17 protein-coding genes are annotated in these 18773 nt (G+C 62.1%); 6 read left to right on the top strand and 11 right to left on the bottom strand.

Annotated elements, in window-relative coordinates; all coding sequences use genetic code 11:
* Nucleotides 1–5: 5 nt before the first annotated feature.
* Both ACX3M4_RS14435 and ACX3M4_RS14440 read right to left on the bottom strand, forming a co-directional pair.
* Nucleotides 6–356, bottom strand: a complete 351-nt coding sequence (locus tag ACX3M4_RS14435; protein ID WP_459359247.1) for a MarR family transcriptional regulator — start codon at nt 354–356, stop codon at nt 6–8.
* A gap of 60 nt (nt 357–416) precedes the next feature.
* Nucleotides 417–1808: a leucyl aminopeptidase family protein gene (locus ACX3M4_RS14440; RefSeq protein WP_459359248.1), complete on the bottom strand. Its 1392-nt coding sequence runs from the start codon at nt 1806–1808 to the stop codon at nt 417–419.
* Between the two features lie 187 nt (nt 1809–1995).
* Between ACX3M4_RS14440 and ACX3M4_RS14445 the strand changes: the two genes are divergently transcribed.
* Nucleotides 1996–2769: a tetratricopeptide repeat protein gene (locus tag ACX3M4_RS14445; RefSeq protein WP_459359249.1), complete on the top strand. Its 774-nt coding sequence runs from the start codon at nt 1996–1998 to the stop codon at nt 2767–2769.
* Between the two features lie 205 nt (nt 2770–2974).
* Here ACX3M4_RS14445 and ACX3M4_RS14450 read toward each other — a convergent pair whose 3' ends face one another.
* The 5 genes from ACX3M4_RS14450 to ACX3M4_RS14470 form a co-directional block, all read right to left on the bottom strand.
* Nucleotides 2975–3805 carry a TolB family protein gene (locus ACX3M4_RS14450; RefSeq protein ID WP_459359250.1) on the bottom strand — a complete coding sequence of 277 codons (831 nt, stop codon included), beginning with the start codon at nt 3803–3805 and terminating at the stop codon, nt 2975–2977.
* Nucleotides 3806–3900: 95 nt separating this feature from the next.
* Complete coding sequence (locus ACX3M4_RS14455) at nt 3901–5352, bottom strand: YcaO-like family protein (RefSeq protein ID WP_459359251.1); 1452 nt, start codon at nt 5350–5352, stop codon at nt 3901–3903.
* 68 nt (nt 5353–5420) lie between these two features.
* A complete protein-coding gene (locus ACX3M4_RS14460; RefSeq protein ID WP_459359252.1) occupies nt 5421–8801 on the bottom strand; it encodes a radical SAM protein in 3381 nt (1126 codons plus the stop codon).
* Between the two features lie 65 nt (nt 8802–8866).
* Complete coding sequence (locus ACX3M4_RS14465; RefSeq protein ID WP_459359253.1) at nt 8867–9097, bottom strand: hypothetical protein; 231 nt, start codon at nt 9095–9097, stop codon at nt 8867–8869.
* A 323-nt stretch (nt 9098–9420) separates the two neighbouring features.
* Entirely contained in the window at nt 9421–10014 is a 594-nt protein-coding gene (locus tag ACX3M4_RS14470) for a TetR/AcrR family transcriptional regulator (RefSeq protein ID WP_459359254.1), read from the bottom strand.
* A 72-nt stretch (nt 10015–10086) separates the two neighbouring features.
* On the opposite strand from ACX3M4_RS14470, the gene bdcA reads away from it, so the two are divergent.
* On the top strand, nt 10087–10800 hold the full coding sequence (bdcA, locus tag ACX3M4_RS14475) for an SDR family oxidoreductase (protein ID WP_459359255.1): 714 nt from the start codon (nt 10087–10089) through the stop codon (nt 10798–10800).
* Nucleotides 10801–10919: 119 nt separating this feature from the next.
* Here bdcA and ACX3M4_RS14480 read toward each other — a convergent pair whose 3' ends face one another.
* From ACX3M4_RS14480 to ACX3M4_RS14495, 4 genes are all read right to left on the bottom strand, one after another.
* Nucleotides 10920–12224, bottom strand: coding sequence for a TRAP transporter large permease (locus ACX3M4_RS14480; RefSeq protein WP_459359256.1), 1305 nt, complete (start codon nt 12222–12224; stop codon nt 10920–10922).
* Nucleotides 12221–12727 carry a TRAP transporter small permease gene (locus ACX3M4_RS14485; protein WP_459359257.1) on the bottom strand — a complete coding sequence of 169 codons (507 nt, stop codon included), beginning with the start codon at nt 12725–12727 and terminating at the stop codon, nt 12221–12223. The genes ACX3M4_RS14480 and ACX3M4_RS14485 overlap by 4 nt, the downstream gene beginning before the upstream one ends.
* A 5-nt stretch (nt 12728–12732) precedes the next feature.
* Nucleotides 12733–13722, bottom strand: coding sequence for a TRAP transporter substrate-binding protein (locus ACX3M4_RS14490; protein ID WP_459359258.1), 990 nt, complete (start codon nt 13720–13722; stop codon nt 12733–12735).
* A gap of 168 nt (nt 13723–13890) precedes the next feature.
* Nucleotides 13891–15057 carry a LysR family transcriptional regulator gene (locus ACX3M4_RS14495; protein WP_459359259.1) on the bottom strand — a complete coding sequence of 389 codons (1167 nt, stop codon included), beginning with the start codon at nt 15055–15057 and terminating at the stop codon, nt 13891–13893.
* A gap of 201 nt (nt 15058–15258) precedes the next feature.
* Here ACX3M4_RS14495 and ACX3M4_RS14500 point away from each other — a divergent pair, with 201 nt between their 5' ends.
* From ACX3M4_RS14500 to ACX3M4_RS14515, 4 genes are all read left to right on the top strand, one after another.
* Nucleotides 15259–15993 (top strand): PIG-L deacetylase family protein, encoded by a 735-nt coding sequence (locus tag ACX3M4_RS14500; protein WP_459359260.1) that lies wholly within the window; start codon nt 15259–15261, stop codon nt 15991–15993.
* A 61-nt stretch (nt 15994–16054) separates the two neighbouring features.
* Nucleotides 16055–17008, top strand: a complete 954-nt coding sequence (locus tag ACX3M4_RS14505; RefSeq protein ID WP_459359261.1) for a VOC family protein — start codon at nt 16055–16057, stop codon at nt 17006–17008.
* A 9-nt stretch (nt 17009–17017) separates the two neighbouring features.
* On the top strand, nt 17018–17689 hold the full coding sequence (locus ACX3M4_RS14510) for a 4-carboxy-4-hydroxy-2-oxoadipate aldolase/oxaloacetate decarboxylase (protein WP_459359262.1): 672 nt from the start codon (nt 17018–17020) through the stop codon (nt 17687–17689).
* Nucleotides 17682–18770, top strand: coding sequence for a 4-oxalomesaconate tautomerase (locus tag ACX3M4_RS14515; RefSeq protein WP_459359263.1), 1089 nt, complete (start codon nt 17682–17684; stop codon nt 18768–18770). The genes ACX3M4_RS14510 and ACX3M4_RS14515 overlap by 8 nt, the downstream gene beginning before the upstream one ends.
* Nucleotides 18771–18773 lie beyond the last annotated feature (3 nt).

An 18773-nucleotide genomic window follows, 5' to 3' on the forward strand; every position in this document is an offset into this window, starting at 1 on the left:
GAGGTTCAGCGCGGCAGTTCCCTGGCCTTTTCGACCACGAGATCCCCGAGCTGCTCCAGATAGAGCGCGCCTTCCACCGTGCGCGTGATGATCACGTTGCGTTTGTCGGCGTCGTCGCGCTTGCGTGAGAGAAGCCGCAGACTGCCCAGCGTGTCAAGCGCGCGGGTGATGGCCGGTTTGGTGACGTTGAGCTTCGCGGCAAGACCGCGCACCGTGTGCGGTGGCGGCTCCAGATAAACGGTCAGGAGAATGGTCAACTGGCGCGCGGACAGATCCTGTTCGCTATCGCGCACCAGCGCCAGGTTGACCTCATGCATCAGCTTCAGCGCCTGGGAGGCGCGCAGTTCGATGGCCATGTTTCTCCAGAATCACATCCCGTTGAAGGACCATCGAACCACAAAAACGTTTCGGAGCCGTTATTTTTTTCCGTAGCGGTCCGTGAGAAGGTCGAACAGGCAGCGGATGCCCTGGGCCTCGCCGCCCATGGGTTTTCCGGGCTTCTCGATCGGGGTCCAGGCGAAGATGTCGAAATGGGCCCAGCTGCCGGCATTCTCCACGAATCGCGACAGGAACAGCGCTGCGGTGATGGACCCGGCAAAACCGGCGCCGCTGGTGTTGATGTGGTTGATGTCGGCAACCTTGCTGTCGAGATATTTGAGGTAGGGCTTCCACAGCGGCATCCGCCAGAGCGGGTCGCTGGCGGCCTCGGACATGACGTTGATATCCTCGGCCAGTTCCTCGTCGTCGGTGTAGAAGGGCGGCAGGTCCGGCCCGAGAGCGACACGGGCCGCACCCGTCAGGGTCGCCATGTCGATCAGAAGTTCCGGAGTTTCCTCGTCGGCAAGGGCCAGCGCGTCGGCGAGAATCAAACGGCCTTCCGCATCCGTGTTGCCGATTTCGACCGTCAGGCCCTTGCGGCTCTGCAGAATGTCGCCCGGCCGGAAGGCGTTGCCGGCGACCGCGTTTTCAACGCAAGGGATAATGACGCGCAGGCGCACGGGCAGCTTCGACGCCATGATCATGGACGCAAGGCCGAGCACGTTGGCGGCTCCGCCCATGTCCTTCTTCATCAGGGCCATGGAAGAGCCCGGTTTCAGGTTAAGGCCACCGGTGTCGAAGATGACGCCCTTGCCGACAAGCGTGACCTTCGGGTGGCTCACGTCGCCCCAGGTGAAATCGGCAATGCGCGGCGCCCGCGTGCTGGCCTTGCCGACCGCATGCACCATCGGGAAGTTCAACTCCAGCAAGTCTTCGCCGATGACGATCCGGCCGGTGCCGTCATGCTTCTTGAAGAGGGCAGTCACCGCTTGGGCAAGTTCCGCGGGCCCGAGGTCGTTCGCAGGGATGTTGACGAGATCGCGCGCCAGCTGGACACCGTCCAGGACCGCGCCGAGCCGGTCAAGATCGACCGCATCGCCGACCGCCAGCCGGCGGGTCTTGCCGCCATTCTTGAGATAGCGGTCGAACTGATATGTGGACAGCGCGAAGCCGAGCGCCGCTTGCTCCGGATCCGGGAAGGCATCCGCCAGGTGATAGTCGCCCTCCGGCAGTGCGTTCACCAATCCGCCGAGCGCCAGCGGATGGGACAGGCCTCCCTCCTCGACACCGAAGAGCACCGCGGCGCCGCTGCCTCCCGTGTCGGGCACAAGCTGGAAGGTCGCCGCTTTGCCCGTGAAGCCATTGACAGTGCACCAGTTTTTCGCAAGTTCACCCAGGTCCGCCAGAAGCGCAGGCAAGCCCGCTTCGGTGACGGCATGGATCGGGGTGGAACTGGCAACTTCGCTTTTGCGAACAAGGCTGGCGCGCACGGGAAGAACTCCGTTTGAGGTGGGATCGCTACCAAAGAGGTAAGCCGAGGCGCTGTGAGACGCAAGCTGGAGCGCTGCGTGGTGCACCGCTTCTCGCAAATCGCAAAGCCGCTTAACCAACCATTAGGGTTAATTATCTACTTCTGTAGGGGACACAGGACTTTCGCCGACAACAAGGATGTTGGACATGACTTCGCCCAGAACCGGTTCCCTTCACCGTCGCACTCGCCTGGCGACGACGCTGATGGCCATGACGGCGGTTGTCCTCCTGGCGGGCTGCTCCTCCAACAAAGGCGCTACCGGCAGCCATTCTCCCGCGTCCGGCTACACGACACCCGGCTCCTCTCATGCGATCGCCCAGGTCTCCAGGTGGTCGAAATCCTATGAGAGCGACCGCAAGAACCGTGGCGCGATCCTTGGCTATGCCGATGCGCTCAGCCAGAACGGTCAGATGCCTCAGGCCATGGCGGTGCTGCGGTCCGGCGTCATCGCGCATCCGCAGGACCGGGAAATCGCTTCGGCCTATGGCAAGGTTCTGGCGATGAACGGCCGTTTCGAAGAAGCCCTGAACGTGCTGCAGCGCGCCCAGCGTCCCGATACGCCCGACTGGCGGCTGATGTCCGCGGAAGCTGCGATCTACGACCAGACCGGCGACCACCTGAAAGCGCGGAGCCTTTACAAGCAGGCCCTTCTGATCGCTCCGGACGACCCGAGCCTCCTCAACAATCTCGGCCTTTCCTATCTGCTCTCCAACGAGCTGCCGGATGCCGAATACACGCTTCGCAAGGCGGCCTCCCTCCCCGGCGCCGACAGCCGTGTGCGCCAGAACCTGGCCCTCGTCCTCGGCATCCAGGGCAAATACGACGAGGCCATCCAGGTAGCCCAGGCGGAAATCGACCCGCAGCAGGCCAAGGCCAACATCGACTACCTGCGCCACATGATCCAGAAGCGGCAGGGGTGAAGCACCGGGCCAGTCGCCGTCTTGCAATGACGGGCGACAGGTGGTGTTTGCGGGCCTCGGCATGCCATCGAGACCTTTTTCGCAACCTTCACATGGACAATTGCTGTTCGTGAGAAGCCTGCAGCTTTCGCGATACTGATTGCCAGCGCGAATGCGTTTTTCGGTTTTTCGCGCACCATTCCGCAGGTAGCAGAACGCCGGGCTATTAACTGGCGTATCGCATGAAGGCAAAGCGCCGGCTGTCCGGTGCCCAGGACGGCACATTGAGCGTGCCCTGGCCGCCGAAGAGCCTCAGCAAGACCCTCGGTGTCCCACCTGCTGCTGGAAGCAGCCGCAGCTCGACATTCCTGTCAGCCGGATGCCCTGTCGTACCGGGCTCATAGGCCAGATAGGCAACATGGCGTCCATCCGGCGAAGGATGCGGAAACCAGTTGACCCGCTCGTCGTTCGTCATTTGCTCCAGATCGCTGCCGTCGGTCCGCATACGCCAGAGCTGTACCGATCCGGCGCGCTCGCCGTTGAACCAGATCCAAAGACCGTCCGGTGAATAATCCGGCCCGTCACAATGGTCGAAGTCCCGGGTCAGTTGCCTTTCGCCGGTTCCATCGACATCTATCGTGAACACCTGAAAGCTGCCGTCTGTCTCCGGCCGCTTGCCGACATAGGCAAGCTGTTTGCCGTCCGGCGACCAGCCATGCCAGTAGGACGGGATTTCGGTGGTAACCCTTTCTGGGACCCCGCCAGCCGCGGGAAGGATGTAGATGCAGCTCGCGCCCAGTTCGCTCTTGTCGCTGATCGCGAGGAGCTTTCCGTCCGGCGACAGGCCATGGTCGTTATTGAGGCTGGTTGCGAACCCCGTATCGATCTCCTCCAGCGCCGGGCTGTCAAGCCGCACCCGGTATAGACGACCGCCACCATTGACGATCAGGGCCGTTCCATCCGGCGTCCAGTTGGGAGCTTCCAGATGAAGATCCGTTTCGAAATGGACGGTCTCGGTTCCGGTCTCGATGTCGATTTCGGCAAGTATGCTTTTCATTCGGGGGCTCCAGGTTCCGGTGGAGCTTGGCACGAGAGACACGAGAAAGGAATGGACACAGAGGGCTCCACTGCAGGCCATAAAAGATTGCGGGACTAGCGATAGGGATGCGGCATGGGAGCTGGCGGGAGCTCGTGTTCGGCCAGGAACACTTCAGGTGTCCCAATCCTGCCGAAGGAATAGATCGGCAGATGCGGCGCAAGAACCCGGACAACATGAAATCCGCACAATGCGCAGTCGACCGGTGTCATGTCCACGACGGCAGCGCCGTCCCCCAGGACCCGGGCCACCGCTCTTTTGGCTTCCTCTGGCGGCAGATCCCTGTTCACCCGATCCGGTAGCTCCCGCGTTCCTGCCATGATTGCCCGAAGAACACGCTGCGATCTTTCCAACCCGGCATGAAAGCGGTGATGACCCCGGCTTTCTTCCAGCTGGCGCAAGCGGGGCCTGCGCAGCAGAGCCTCGGGACGAAGGACAAGAGCCATCCAACCGCTGCAAGCTTCCGTCAGGGCGGCTTCCGCAGCACTGCCCAAGGTCGCGTCCGCGCCGGCGCCGATCATGTACCAGGGCGCCCGGGGAGCCGACAGCACCGCGAGAACCATCGGCGGCATCCCTGAAGGGGTAACGCATGCCAGGTGAAGCGAGATCCCGGCTTCACGAATACATTCGAGCATCGTCCCGCACCTGTCGGGCAATTCACGTTCAAAGATGCGCGTGCCGAAATCCTGGCAGTGCCAGGACCGGGTCATCCAGTAGCGCTCGAAGAGCTCGAAAGCCGCATGATCCGTCGCCGCTTCCAGCGTGCGATGGGCGGCGATGCCATTGGATACGGATCCGCAGAAGCGGGGCTCATCCAGGTTCCATTCCCGGCTGAGATAGACAGCGGCAGCCGGCACCCAGACACTCTCGCCACCGGTCAGCCTGTTTCCGCGGATCCAGCCGATGCGTTGTCCTTCACGCAAGTCGACATAGTTCGCGCTCTCTCTCTGGCGGGGCGAATAGCCGAACAGATCTGCGCCTGACAGGGTCGTCTCGTCTGTTCCGGGCCTATCCGCTTCGATCACCCGACCCGGATCCGGGCGGAACGCGGCATAGCGTTCCACCGTCTCGCCGAAATGACCGAGGAGGGCGCGTTCCATGGACAATCCCTGGCCTCGGGCGTTGATCCCGTGCCGGTTTCCAGGGGTATGAACCTGCCCTGACACCGAGTGGCAGAGCGCACCCTCCCCCTCCCCCTGCTCGACCTTCTGGAACCAGGACCCGATGCCGAGCAACGGGTCCAGCAGCCAGTCCGCAGGCAAAGTGGCACGCGTGGTGTTGCGACGAAGTCCGGCTTGCCGATCAGCACAATCGGGACAGGCCGGAACCGGCAAGAGACGGTGCACAATTGCGCCGGCTTCCTCGAACCGGACGACGGGAGCAAACCCATGGCATTCGGGACGCTGTGCGGTCTCCATGATCCCCCGAACTGCCGGATCGTCCTCGACCTCGAACGGTCCCTTCGGGGCATATCCCGCTTCAACCAGCCGGGTCTTGAGACAGGTCATGCAAGGTGCGGCATCCCCGTGATGCTGCATCACGCAGATCCCGGCCTTAGTCTTATAAGCGAGCAATGTCACCCTTGCGAAAACCTTGCCGGTCCCCTGGCGACCTCCCTCCGGAAGGACTGTTTCATCATCATGCAGAAATAATCGGCCGACTTGGATGAAAGCGAGCCTGTGGTCATCTGGCCCTGCGCCATGCAGCCACCGCCGCATAGCCCTTCCACTTCGCAGCCGCTGCACCCGTCCACATTGCCGGCATGTCTGGTGGCAATATGCTCGGGGACGGGAATACGGTGTTCGGCGGCAACGGCACTCAGGTCCGCATAGTCGCTTCCCTGCAGCGCGTGACAGGCCATCAGGCGGCCTTCCGGGGTTACATAAAGTTCCCGCCCGCCAATTCCGCAGAAATGACCCGTCGGGTTCCAGTCGCCGAAGAGCAGGTGTGCGGCGCGCATGGCTTCGCCGCCGACGTCCAGGTCCAGTTCCTCGCCGAGGTCGAATGCACGGGGCAAGGCCGCGGCCATTTTCAGGGCATCCTCGTGTGGGACACCTGTGCCGATTACCGACTTGATGCTGACGCTGATCGGAGCGCCCGGATGTGCGTCACGCAGACCTGCGGCATAGGTGACCAGATCCTCAAGTCCGTCGGCACTGGCCGGTGTCAGGACGACCGAGAAGTTGAGCGGCACTTTGGCGGCAAGCAGCATGCGCGCCGCCCGGTCCACATGGGCAAAGGTTCCGCGGCCGTTGTTGAAGACCCTTTCCCGGTCGTTCGCCGTACCGACCCCGTCAAGGCTCAGATGAATGAGCATGTTTCTTCCGAACCGGCTCAGGACCTCGACATGCTCGGGACGAAGAAGCGTGCCGTTGGTATTGACCATCCAGAGAATGCTGCCCTCCGGCAGGCCTTTGGCCGCGGTATCGAAGACATGCTTCATCAAGGGCCAGTTCATGAAGGGTTCGCCGCCGAAGAGCCGAATGGATGATCCGGGCAGGTCGCGCGGCTCCAGGAGATCGCGCCAGGCGGCGATCGCTTGATCGGCTGTTTCCACTGTCATCGCCTGACGCTTCTTCTCGCCCTCGTAGCAATAGGAACAGCTCATGTTGCAGCCACCCTCGACCGTCAGGCGGAGATGGAAGCCCTTCGGTTTTGAAAGGTGTCCCGCATTCCATCTGGCAAGCAGTTCGTCGCGGAGCGGATGCGTTTGCAGAAAGGGCGCAACATCCGCCACGTCGAGATTGCGGTTGGCAAGCGGCGCGACAAGAGCCTCGTTAGCGCCGTCCAGCCAGACGTAACCGCCAACGATCCGGTTGTAGATCAGGAAGTGATCTCCGGAAGGAACAATGCGGATCGGCTGCGAGAAGGCGACCGGGGCCGGGAAGCGAGACTTCAGGTCCCTGGCCCAGCGAGCGAGTATTGAGGGAAGATCTTCCCCCAGGATTCCAGCATCACCGGGCGACAATGGAAACGGCTGCAAGCGAGCGCGAAGACCGCGGTCCGACAGGGCATCAAGGAGCTCGTCCGTCCCCACGGCCTCGGAAAGATATCTGACGAAGTCATGTGCGAGCGCATAGCCCGGGTTGTCATCGACAGGCTCGGTCGAAAAACGGACGAGTGCCGTTTCGGGTGTCCAGCCGGACGCTCCCGAAGGCTCCATGCAGGCAAGGACGAACTCCCGGAACTGGCCGGCATGGGCGAGCGTTTCGGCAAGTCTTGCCTCGTCAAGGGTCGCGCCTGACAGAAGTTCGCAGAACCCTTCCTCCAGCCAGACCGGCAGGCGCAACCCGCGTCGCCGCAGCATGAGATGCATCAGTTCGTGGGCCAGCTGCTGTTCGAAGGCCTGCAGCCTGGCCCGTCCCCCTTGCGCGAGAATGGCGCGGCAGGCCTCGCCGTTCAGCACCACAACGGACCCGATCACGGTTCCTGCTATCCAGTCGAGTTCGTCCGCATCCGGCGAGAGGCCGGTCACCTCCGCAAGACGCGCCCGGCCGGGCAGGATTGCGATGCGGCAGCGATCGACCAGCGGCTTGAAGCGGGCCGGCAACCGGTCGACCGCCGCCATCAGGTGCGGCTGCAGCGCGCTCAGGAGATCCAGCTCGGACGGGCCCGTGACGCCGGCGAGCAGGCCTGCGAAGGCGGTCACGTCGCCATGCGGCAGAACCAGGCTCTCGAGAAATCGCTGGTCGTCGTTTTCATTGGCCGGACGCAGGAGCCCGTAGTGGAGAAGCGTATCGAGTGTCTCCCGAAGCTCTTCACCGGCGAAGAGCGAGGTCGCAAAATCCGGCGTCGATCCGGGGAGGAAGTGGTCGAGGAGATCGACCGTGCCTTCGGACACTTCGATGGGTTCACCGGTCAGCCAGGGATGCGTGAGCAGGTAGTCTTCACCGTCTCCTTGGCTGACCGAGAGCAGCAACGACGTCTGAAGCATCGTCTGTTCGGACTCGGAAAGCTGCATCGCTGCCGAACGGGCAAGGGCGCATTCTGCGTCCGCGACTGCGGCCTCGCCGGAATGATAGCGCGTCATCATCTTCATGTATCCCTGACAGCCTTCTTCGATGGGACATCCTTCACAGGACTGGAGAACCGACGCCCATTCCACTTCCAGACGGGCAATGGTCTCGGGCCTTGCAAGTTCGGCGACGCCCGGTGCGGGACTAGCCGGGAAATGGGGCAGGAAAGCCTGGCCGTTGACCCGCACAATCACGTTCAAAGGCAGGCCGGCAACGCTCGTGCCGTTTCTTGTACCGACAGCCCAGGGACCGATCGCACGGATGCCATGGCGCCACGCAACCGTCCTCGCCTGCAGCAAGGCCGAGAGGCTTCTTTCAGGGGGCAGAACCAGGCAACCATCCGTGTCATCAGGCTGGGCAAGAAAGATCTGTTCGACGCCGTAGGATCGTGCCAGTTCGACGACCTGCTCAAGCGCGTCGCAATTGGTTTCCGTCACCACGACATTGAACTGGATCGGAACGTTGGCCGTTTTCAGCGCATCGAGACCCCGGCAGACCGCGGCGAAACTGCCTTTGCCATTGGGGAGAACCCGCTCGGCGTTTGTCTCCGCATCGAAGCCGTCGAGACTGATATGCGCCCTGGCACCCGCTTGGGAAAAGCTTTCAGCCCATGCGTCGGTCATAAGGGTCGCGTTGGTGTTGACGATCGGCGTGATCTGGAAGCCGTCGTTGCGCAGTTCCTCAACGACCGCGAAGGCAACCTGGAGCGCCTTCGGATTGACGAGCGGCTCGCCGCCGTAAAGGCTGAGATCGAACCGTGCCAACCCGCGCCGGCGCGCCTCGGACGCAAATTCGCGCAATGACCGCTCGACCGTTGCCGTGGACATCACCCGGCTTGCGGTACGCGTGCCTCCGTCCTCAGATACCTGCCGCGCCAGATCGGCATGGAAATGGCAATAGCTGCAACGCAGATTGCACCCGTCCGCGAGCAGCAGTCGCAAGTGTGCTCCGCGCGCGCCTCGCGTTTCATCAGGGTCACCGGCTCTGCCTGAGGAAATCGGACGGCTCAGCCCCGAACGCAGCAGCAATTGACGCAATCATTGGCGCTGACGCTCTTCTTGCGCAGCCATTCGGCAGACTTGTGCGTCGTGAGGTCCATTTCCATCGTGGTTTTTGTAGAGACGGTTTTGCCGGGCGACATATGCAGCGTCGTATTGCTGCCAGCCGGAACCAATTCCGTGACGACCTGAACGTTCGGAGGAACCTTGATTTTCAATTTAACAATTTTCATTGTCATGCATCACCTCAACAAACACCAAGGGTTTATTTGATTTCAGGGAGGCTCAACTGCGCGAATTTTAGTTAAGTATTACCGGTGCAATTTTTTAATCTATACTTCTGCCGAGCCGCTATTCATGGCTCCTCAAAGTACCTGTCGCTGACATTAGCAGAGGATTCCCTAACGTCAATGTTCAAAATCTTTGTAGACCCTTGATTACCTGAACTAAATCCGCCCTCTCTTGTTGTGTGTCTCGGTAGTACGACGACCGGAATCCGTATTCGCGCCCCTTGGACGGAACGGCCTTGCAACCCCGAGCCCTCTTGAACACGGGTGACGGATCATTCGGAAAGGGTCTGCGCGATTGCCAGGCTTGCGAGCCGGGCCGAGGCCAGAAGACGGTCGAGGGAGTAGCCGTTTCGCGACATGGCCGAGAGCCCGGTCATTGTCGTGCTCATGAAATCGGCCAGGTGTCTTGCCTCGTGCGGATGCCGTTCGGCGATGAACCGGTAGATCACCTCTTCCGCATTCGCGTGGTAGCCATGGGCGGCAGCGCGCGCCTCCGGATCGTTGCTGCGCAGACCTTCAAGGACCATGCAGCCGGCCGCATCGGGATCGGCGGCGTATCGCCGGGCAGCCTCGTCCAGAACGGCCGCCAATCCTTCCGCAACAGGGCGGTCCGCACGCAGCAGGTCGCAGATCGGGATAGCGCCGGTGACTGCATATCTTTCCAACACGCGCGTAAAAAGCCCGCCCTTGTTGCCGAAGGCGGAATAGAAGCTGGGCGGCTTGATGCCGAGTTCGTCGGTTACGTCCGATACGCTGACCGCGTCATAGCCTTTCTTGTGAAAGAGCTCCTGCGCGACAGCAATCGCCTCTTCGGGATCGAAACTGCGGGGCCGTCCGCGCGGTCGAGATTTATTTTTAGTGGCCACTACAAAAATCCTTGAATGTGTCCTTTCGCATATTATGTAGCGACTATTACATTAATCAGCAAGGAATGTCCGATGTCGAACTTCAAAGATAAATCCGTCCTGGTCCTCGGCGGCAGCCGGGGCATTGGCGCGGCCATCGTGCAGCGCTTCGCGAATGACGGCGCTCATGTCACCTTCACCTATGCCGGCTCCCGCGACGCGGCGGAGCAGCTTGCCAAAGACACGGGAAGCACCGCCGTCCAGACGGACAGCGCGGACCGCGATGCGGTGATTGCACGGGTACGCGAGGCCGGTCCTCTCGACGTGCTCGTGGTCAATGCCGGCATTATTCTCTTCGGGGACGCGCTGGAGCAGGATGCCGACGCAGTCGACCGGCTGCTCAAGATCAACGTTCATGCGCCGTACCACGCCTCGGTTGAAGCGGCACGGCTGATGCCGGAAGGCGGGCGCATCATTATAATCGGTTCGGTCAACGGCGACCGCATGCCCGTCGCGGGCATGGCATCCTATGCGCTCAGCAAATCCGCCCTGCAGGGACTGGCGCGCGGGCTGGCGCGCGACTTTGGACCGCGCGGGATCACCATCAACATTGTCCAGCCCGGCCCGATCGACACGGACGCAAACCCGGAAGACGGCCCGATGAAGGACCTGATGCACAGTTTCATGGCCATCAAGCGCCATGGACGGCCGGAAGAAGTCGCCGGCATGGTTTCCTGGCTGGCTGGTCCGGAAGCTGGTTTCGTCACCGGTGCCATGCATACGATCGACGGCGCTTTCGGCGCGTAAACAGGCAGGGCGCGGGGCAGTCGTTACCTGCCGGCCCCGCGACAATTTTCCGGCACGTCCCGAAGTTGAGATGACTGAACACGGCTGTTGCCGCGCTTGAACCGGAGCTTCTCGATCCCTCACCCGAACATGCTGTTGGGCAGAAGCAATGCTATCTGCGGAAAAAGAACGATCAATGCAAGGCAGAGGATCATCGCCAGCAGAAACGGGGCTACGCCCTTGAAGATCGTCGCCATCGGCACGTCGCGGGCGACGGAGCGGATGACAAAGACATTGAGGCCGACGGGCGGCGTGATCATGCCCATCTCGATGACGATCACCGCGACGACACCGAACCAGATCGGATCGAAGCCCTGCTGCAGTACGATGGGAAAGAAGATCGGCAGGGTGATCACCAGCATGGCAAGGCCATCCAGGAACATGCCGAGCACCACGTAGCACATCAGGATCAGGAGCAGCGTCCCATAGGGTCCGAAACCGAGCACGGTCAGGAGATCGGAGAAGGCGACCGGCAGCTTGGTGACGGCAAGCAGCGGATTGAGCACGTTGGCGCCGATGACGATCATGTAGAGCATCGCCGAGGTCTGTACCGTTTCCAGCACGGCACTTGTGAAGGTCTTCAGGGTCAGGGCACCGTTCGCGAACGCGATCAGTATGACGAGGCCCGCACCGATCGCGGAGGCTTCGACGGGCGTAAAGATCCCGGCATAGATCCCGCCGATGGAAAGCAGCATCACCGCTATCAGCGGCAGTGCGGCTCCAAGGATGCGCAGACGGCCGGAAAAGGCCATCGGATCGCCCGGACGTCCGGCTTCGGGCTTTCTCAAGACAGTCAACCAGACAGCGGCGATGAAGAGCGTGGTCATAAGCAGGCCGGGCAGGATGCCCGCCATGAACAGGCGGCCGATCGATTCCTCCGTCAGGATGGCATAGAGCACGAAGCCGGTGGACGGCGGGATAAGAAAGCCAAGAGTGCCGCCGGCAGCAATCGAACCGGTCGACAGACCATCGGCATAGCCAAGCCGGCGCATTTCCGGCAGGGCAACCTTGCCGATGGTGACGGCGGTCGCGACAGAAGACCCGCTGACGGCGGAAAAGGCAGCGCAGCCGAGCACGGAAGCCGATGCCAGACCGCCCCGGAACCGGCCGACCCAGGCATAGGCGGCATCGTAAAGCCCGCGGCTGAAGCCTGCCGCGGAGGCGACATTGCCGAGCAGCACGAACATCGGCACCACGACCAGCGAATAGTTGGTAACCGAGGAATAGGTTTCGGTCACCAGAACTGCCCCTGCCGTGCGGAAGCCGCCCTGGAGCGCCATGCCGAAAAAGCCGACCGCCAGCATGGCGAGCGCCACCGGCATGCGGAAGATCATGAGGCCGAAGAGGGCGGCGAAGGCCAGGATACCGAGCGTCAGATCCGTCATTTCATTTCCTCACCCGTCATCAGAATGACGGCGATCTGGAGGACCAGCACGAGAACGCAAAGACCGATACCGGCTACCATCATGCCGTAGAAGGGCCAGATCGGCAGGGAGAGCATGTTGGTGACATCCTCGAACTCGCGCGCATCGAGCAGCTTCAGCCAGGAGCGGTAGACCAGTACGGACAGAACGAAGGCACTGAGGCATCTGGAAAAGATGTCACCGGCAAAGCGGCCATGACGGCCGATGGCCCCGTCAAAGACATCAGCGCGCACATGCCCGTTCCGATCCGTGCACCAGGGCAGCGCCAGCATGACGACGGCCACCGCGACGAGTTGCACGATTTCGTTGATGCCGAGGATCGGGCTGTTCGCCACGTAGCGTAGCAGCACTGCGACAAAGACCAGGGCGACCAGGAAAAGCAGGAACACGCCGGCCAATGCGGCGAGGGCCAGGGTGGCCCGGTCGACAAGCGCCGGCCAGGCCTTTTTGGATAGGGGAGACATTGCCGTCACTGCATCTGAAGGGCGTTGACGACATCGCCGGCTGCAATCCCGCTGGCGGTGGCCTCCTCGATGGCCTTGGCACGGGCCTCGTCCGCAAGTGCGTTGAAGGCGGCAGCTGCTTCATCAGAAAGGCGGATCACTTCCTTCCCGTCCATTTCGGCAAAGGCGTCAATACCTTTGTGGGCGGCAGCGAGCTGAACCGCATTCGCGGTCACGGAGATCTCCTTGCCGATCTCCTCGACGGCTGCCTTTTGCTCGTCGCTCAAGGAGGCGAAGCTGTCGCGGTTCATGACGATGAAAAAGGGTGAAATCGTCGTGTCGAATCCGACTGTGAGATACTTGGCGACTTCTCCGAGCTTGAAGGCCTTGGTGCCCGTGCCGTCGATCAGCGCGCCATCGATAACGCCGGTCTGCAGGGCGTTGTAGATTTCCGGAACGGGCATCGAAACCGGTGTCGCGCCCCAGGCCTCGACCAGCAGGCCGGCATTGCGCGAGGGAACACGGATCTTCAGGCCCTTGACGTCGTCAGGTGTGCGCACTGCCTTTTCGCGGGTGTAGAGCACATTGTCCGCGTTGGACCAGAGGCTCACCAGCACCGCGCGTTTGAATTCGGGTTTGAAGAGATCGATGTTCTTCCAGATGACGGCAGTGCCGGTTTCCTCGTCAATGACACCGAGCAGTTCGGTCAGGAGCGTCACCGGGAACTGGGAGGCAGTATAGCCGGGCAGGCCGACGGCAAAGTCGGCGACGCCGTCAACGGCGCGGGCGAATTGTTCAACCGGGCCCGGGCCAAGCTCGCCGCCGGCATAGATGTGCACGGTAATCTCGTTGTCGGTCGCGGCGGCCAGCTTCTCGGCGAAAGGCTCGAAGGCACCCGCCTGATACGGATTGGCCGGCGGCATGAAATTGGCGAATTTCAGCTCGCCTGCCTGTGCTGTGGTGGAGAAAAGGCCGAGCGCCAGCGCGGCCCTGGCAAGTGCCTTGGACATTTTCATGGACGGATCCTCCCGTTGGGCGTTACCGGAACCGCAATGGGTTCCCGATCGCTCCTTCCTTCTCATCTGAGAGGTCCGTACTCCATTTGAAAGCAGCCCCGCTGCCATCAGTTTTTGCTATAGCAGTCAAGGAAAATCGCTAGCTTTGCTAGAATTTCGCCTTTGTTTTCAGTGCTCATAGCGGTGCAGCAGCGCCAGAAGTGCCTTCTGGCTTGCGGTCGGTTCCCAGCCGGTGCGTGTGGTGATGCCTATGGGACGTGAGGTATCGGGCAATCGGAACGGAAGGGCGACAATGCGGCCAGCCGCGATTTCCCGCTCTGCCTGGAGACTGGAGACGCAGGCAAGATGATCGCTCAGGGCCAGGAGTTCACGGGCAAAGATCATCGAGCCGCTTTCAACGACACTTTCCGGCAACTGGCCACCGTTTTCCGTGAACAGGCGGTCGAAATGACCGCGGGTCGGTGTGCCTCGGGCAGCAACGATCCAGGGACAGGACCTCAAGTCCTCCACGGTTAGGCCTTTCCTGCCGGCTAGAGGGTGGTCCTTGCGGGCCATCACCGTCAGGCTGTCGTTGAAGAGCGCGCTCTGTTCCACATCCTCGATCGGCAGCGGATTGCGCAGGGCGCCGACGAGGAAATCGACGGCACCGCGTCGCAACTCCCGGATCAATTCGTCATAAGGTCCGTCGAGCACCTGCAATTCGATACGCGGCCAGTCCTTGCGGAACGCGGCGACCACCGACGGCAGGATGTAGGCGCGTGACAAAGGCAGTGCTCCGATGACAATACGGCCACTTTCCCGCCCCTTCAGCTCCGACATTTCCATTGCGGCCTGGGAAAGTTCGGCGAACATCAGGTCGGCGGCGCGGGCAAGCCCCTGCCCTGCGCGGCTGGGAACGATACCGTTGGACGTGCGCTCCAGCAGGGGTTTGAGTGCTTCCTTTTCCAACTGGCTGACGGCCCGATGCACGGTCGGCTGGGCAATACCGAGCCGCCGGGCGGCCAGGGTGAAGTTGGCGCAGTCGCAGACGGCGACGAATGCCCGGAGCTGGGCCACCGTAGCGGTCACCTGCAGGCGGGGGGCTGTCGCCAGAAAACTGGCATCGATCAGGCCAAGTGCTCTTTCAACCCGGCGTCCGAATACCTTGCCGACCTGGGAGACGAAAACGCCGTGGGCGGAGCGCTGGAAGAGTACCGTTTCCAGCAAGTCTTCCAGCTTGTTGATCGCCTGGGTCACCGCCGGTTGCGACAGACGGCTTTCCTCCGCGGCCTTGGTGATGGACGAGTTCCGCGACGCAGACAGAAACACGCGCAGGTGACGAAGATTGAATTCCAACGCTTTCCTCTTTCCAGCCCGTTGCCGGCAGCATTTTTCGCGCCACCAGCTGCAGCACCCCTGCTTCGCAGATTGCCTGCCGAGACGCGGTGACGGAAGTCCTTATAGCTAAAACTTATGAACTGCCACCGCCCTTTGAATTGGCGCTCAGCCTGCGAAGAAAGGAAAATCCGGCCAAGCAACAGTTACAGGAAACCGGAAATGCCAGCCTCCAAGACCGCTCTTGTCATCAGCGCCCATGCGGCCGACTTCGTCTGGCGCTGCGGCGGTGCGATCGCGCTTCATGGCGCGCTCGGCTACGACGTCACCGTGCTCTGCCTTTCCTTCGGCGAGCGCGGAGAAAGCGCAAAACTCTGGAAGCAGGAGGGCATGACGCTGGACCGCGTCAAGGACGTGCGGCGCAAGGAAGCGGAAACCGCCGCCGAAAAGCTCGGCGTGCATGACCTCGTCTGTCTTGATCTCGGCGACTATCCGCTGGAGCTGACACGGGACGACAAGACCCGTGTTGTGGACGTGATCCGCAAGGTGCAGCCGCACTTCATGCTCAGCCACTCGCAATACGATCCCTACAACACCGACCACATGTATGCGACCCAGGTCGCACTGGAATGCCGGATGATCGCCCAGGCCTGGGGACATAAGCCGGGCGAAAAGGTGCTCGGTGCGCCGCAACTCTATCTCTTCGAGCCGCACCAGACCGAGCAGATAGGCTGGAAGCCGGACACGTTCCTGGACATCACCCCCGTCTGGGAGAAGAAACGGGCGGCGATCGAATGCATGGAAGGCCAGGAACATCTCTGGGACTATTACACACGTGTCGCGATCAACCGCGCCAACCATTTCAAGCGCAATTCCGGCGGCCAGTCCGGTGGCCGGGACTGCAAATATGCGGAAGGTTTCCAGTCGATCTTTCCGCGCACCGTCGACGAACTCTGACGGCCCCATCGACCAATAATGCCGGGCAAACCGGCGAAGCCCCGACACGTGGAGGACTGCAATGCCGGATCATTGCCAAGACATCGCCCATCTCGGTCATGTCGAAATGTACACCGACCGCTACGAGGAAAGCCTCGCGTTCTTCACCCAGGTCTACGGACTGACGCTTTCCGGCGAGGACGAAACATCCGCCTACCTCCGGGCCTGGGACGACTACGAGTTTCATTCGCTGAAGCTCACCCGGCATGCCACCACCGGCATTGGTCATGTCGCCTACCGGGCCAGCTCGCCGGAAGCGCTCAACCGACGGGTTCGTGCCATCGAAGTCTCCGGCTACAAGGTGCATGGCTGGGTACCGGGAGACCTCGGCCACGGCCGTGCGTTTCGTTTCGAGGATCCGTTCGGCCATGTCTTCGAGATCTACTACGACACCAAATGGTTCAAGCCGCGTGAGGATGCGGAGAAGGCGGCACTGAAGAACACGGCCTCCGCCTTTACCGGCGCGGCGCCCCGCAGGCTCGATCACCTCAATCTCCTGTCGGAAGACGTCAGCGAGTTCCGCCGGTTCATGGAGACCTGTCTCGGCAGCCGGGTGACAGAATACATCCAGCTCGACAATGGCCGGATCGGTGGCTGCTGGTTCACGGTCAACAACAAGACCTACGATCTTGCCTGCACGGAAGAGCATGGCGGCGGCGCCGGGCGGCTGCATCACGTCACCTATGCGACCGACCAGCGCGAGGACATCCTGCGGGCGGCGGACATCTTCCTGCAGAACGGTGTCCATATCGAAACCGGACCGCACAAGCATGCGATCCAGGGCACCTTCTTCCTCTATGTCTGGGAACCGGCCGGCAACCGGGTCGAGCTTGCCAATGCCGGCGCCCGGCTGATTCTCGCGCCCGATTGGGAACCGGTCTGCTGGACGGAGGCGGATCGCAGGAAGGGCCAGGCCTGGGGCCTGAAGACCATCGAAACCTTCCACACCCACGGCACACCGCCGGTCAGAAAATAGGACTTTGTCATGGCTATTGTCCGCACCAATATCGAGCGCGCCGACTGCGCCGTGATCAGGGCCCTCGGCGCGGCAGGTGTTGCGACCGTGCACGAGGTCCAGGGCCGGACAGGTTGTCTTGCCAGTTACATGCGTCCGATCTACCGGGGGGCCCGCATCGCCGGCTCCGCCGTTACCATTTCCGCTCCACCGGGAGACAACTGGATGCTGCATGTGGCGATCGAGCAGCTCCGCGACGGCGATCTTCTGGTGCTTGCTCCCACCAGCCCCTGCGACAACGGCTATTTCGGCGACCTCCTGGCGACCTCGGCAATGGCCCGGGGCTGCAACGGGCTTGTCATCGACGCCGGCGTGCGCGACATCGCCGACCTGACGGAGATGGGGTTCCCTGTCTGGTCGAAAGCGATCTCCGCTCAAGGGACAGTCAAGGAGACGCTCGGCTCGGTGAACGTGCCCATTGTCTGCGCTGGGCAACAGATTGACGCTGGCGACATAATCGTCGCCGACGACGATGGCGTCTGCGTCGTGCGCCGGGAAGATGCCGGACGGGTTCTTGCCGCAGCTGAAAAACGTGTTGCCGCAGAAGAGGCCAAGCGAAAACGGCTTGCTGCGGGCGAACTCGGGCTCGATATCTATGACATGCGTCCGCGCCTTGCAGAGAAAGGCCTGAAATATGTCTGATACCCTCGATGACGGCAGCATCCCCTGCCTCTGGATGCGCGGCGGCACATCCAAGGGCGCGTTCTTTCTCGCCGAGGACCTGCCTGCCGATCCGGCGGAGCGTGACCGCCTGTTGCTGCGGATCATGGGTTCTCCCGATCCGGTCCAGATCGACGGGATCGGCGGGGCCGATCCCCTGACGTCCAAGGCGGCGGTCGTCGGCAGGTCGGTGCGCCCCGACGCGGATATCGACTATCTCTTCCTGCAGGTCTTTGTCGATCGTGCCGTCGTCACCGACGCGCAGGCCTGTGGCAACATCCTGGCCGCCGTTGCGCCATTTGCGATTGAGCGCGGACTGGTGGAAGCAGAAGACGGTGAGACGCCGGTACGCATCCACATGGTGAATTCCGGCGAGACGGCACTTGCGCGGGTGACAACACCCGGCGGGCGGGTCAGCTATGCAGGATCAACGTCGATTGCAGGCGTACCGGGCCGGCATGCGCCGGTTCCGCTGTTCTTCCAGAACATTGCCGGGGCCATGTGCGGTGCTCTGCTGCCGACCGGCAACGAGATCGATACGATCGACGGGGTCGAGGTGACCCTGATCGACAACGGCATGCCCTGCGTGATCCTGCGCGCTTCGGATTTCGGACTGACGGGAAGCGAAAGCCGTGAGGAGATCGACGGCAACGAGGCGCTGAAAGCCCGGATCGAGGCCATCCGCCTAAATGCCGGACCGATGATGAACCTAGGAGATGTCAGCGACAAATCCGTCCCGAAGATGACCCTGGTGTCGCCACCGATCAATGGTGGCACGGTCTCGACTCGCAGCCTGATCCCGCATCGCTGCCACGCGTCCATCGGTGTCTTTGGCGCCGTCACGGCTGCCACTGCCTGCACGCTTGCGACCGGCCCGGCAGCGGACTGCGCACTACTGCCCGGTGACGGCGTCTTCAAGATCGAGCATCCGAGCGGCGCTGCGGAGGTCCTGATCGAACAGGACGCTTCGGGAAATGTCTCCGGTGCCGGTGTCATGCGCACGGCGCGCAAGCTTTTCGATGGCCGGGTATTTCCCGCTCCTTGCACCAGCCAAGAAGAGTAATCC

It is taken from the genome of Roseibium sp. M-1 (genome assembly GCF_054515675.1).

Coding starts and splice junctions, on each gene's coding strand:
- ACX3M4_RS14435 (WP_459359247.1), bottom strand. CDS start 356: ATGGCCATCGAACTGCGCGCCTCCCAGGCGCTGAAGCTGATGCATGAG.
- ACX3M4_RS14445 (WP_459359249.1), top strand. CDS start 1,996: ATGACTTCGCCCAGAACCGGTTCCCTTCACCGTCGCACTCGCCTGGCG.
- ACX3M4_RS14450 (WP_459359250.1), bottom strand. CDS start 3,805: ATGAAAAGCATACTTGCCGAAATCGACATCGAGACCGGAACCGAGACC.
- ACX3M4_RS14455 (WP_459359251.1), bottom strand. CDS start 5,352: ATGACCTGTCTCAAGACCCGGCTGGTTGAAGCGGGATATGCCCCGAAG.
- ACX3M4_RS14465 (WP_459359253.1), bottom strand. CDS start 9,097: ATGACAATGAAAATTGTTAAATTGAAAATCAAGGTTCCTCCGAACGTT.
- bdcA (WP_459359255.1), top strand. CDS start 10,087: ATGTCGAACTTCAAAGATAAATCCGTCCTGGTCCTCGGCGGCAGCCGG.
- ACX3M4_RS14480 (WP_459359256.1), bottom strand. CDS start 12,224: ATGACGGATCTGACGCTCGGTATCCTGGCCTTCGCCGCCCTCTTCGGC.
- ACX3M4_RS14485 (WP_459359257.1), bottom strand. CDS start 12,727: ATGTCTCCCCTATCCAAAAAGGCCTGGCCGGCGCTTGTCGACCGGGCC.
- ACX3M4_RS14490 (WP_459359258.1), bottom strand. CDS start 13,722: ATGAAAATGTCCAAGGCACTTGCCAGGGCCGCGCTGGCGCTCGGCCTT.
- ACX3M4_RS14500 (WP_459359260.1), top strand. CDS start 15,259: ATGCCAGCCTCCAAGACCGCTCTTGTCATCAGCGCCCATGCGGCCGAC.
- ACX3M4_RS14505 (WP_459359261.1), top strand. CDS start 16,055: ATGCCGGATCATTGCCAAGACATCGCCCATCTCGGTCATGTCGAAATG.
- ACX3M4_RS14510 (WP_459359262.1), top strand. CDS start 17,018: ATGGCTATTGTCCGCACCAATATCGAGCGCGCCGACTGCGCCGTGATC.
- ACX3M4_RS14515 (WP_459359263.1), top strand. CDS start 17,682: ATGTCTGATACCCTCGATGACGGCAGCATCCCCTGCCTCTGGATGCGC.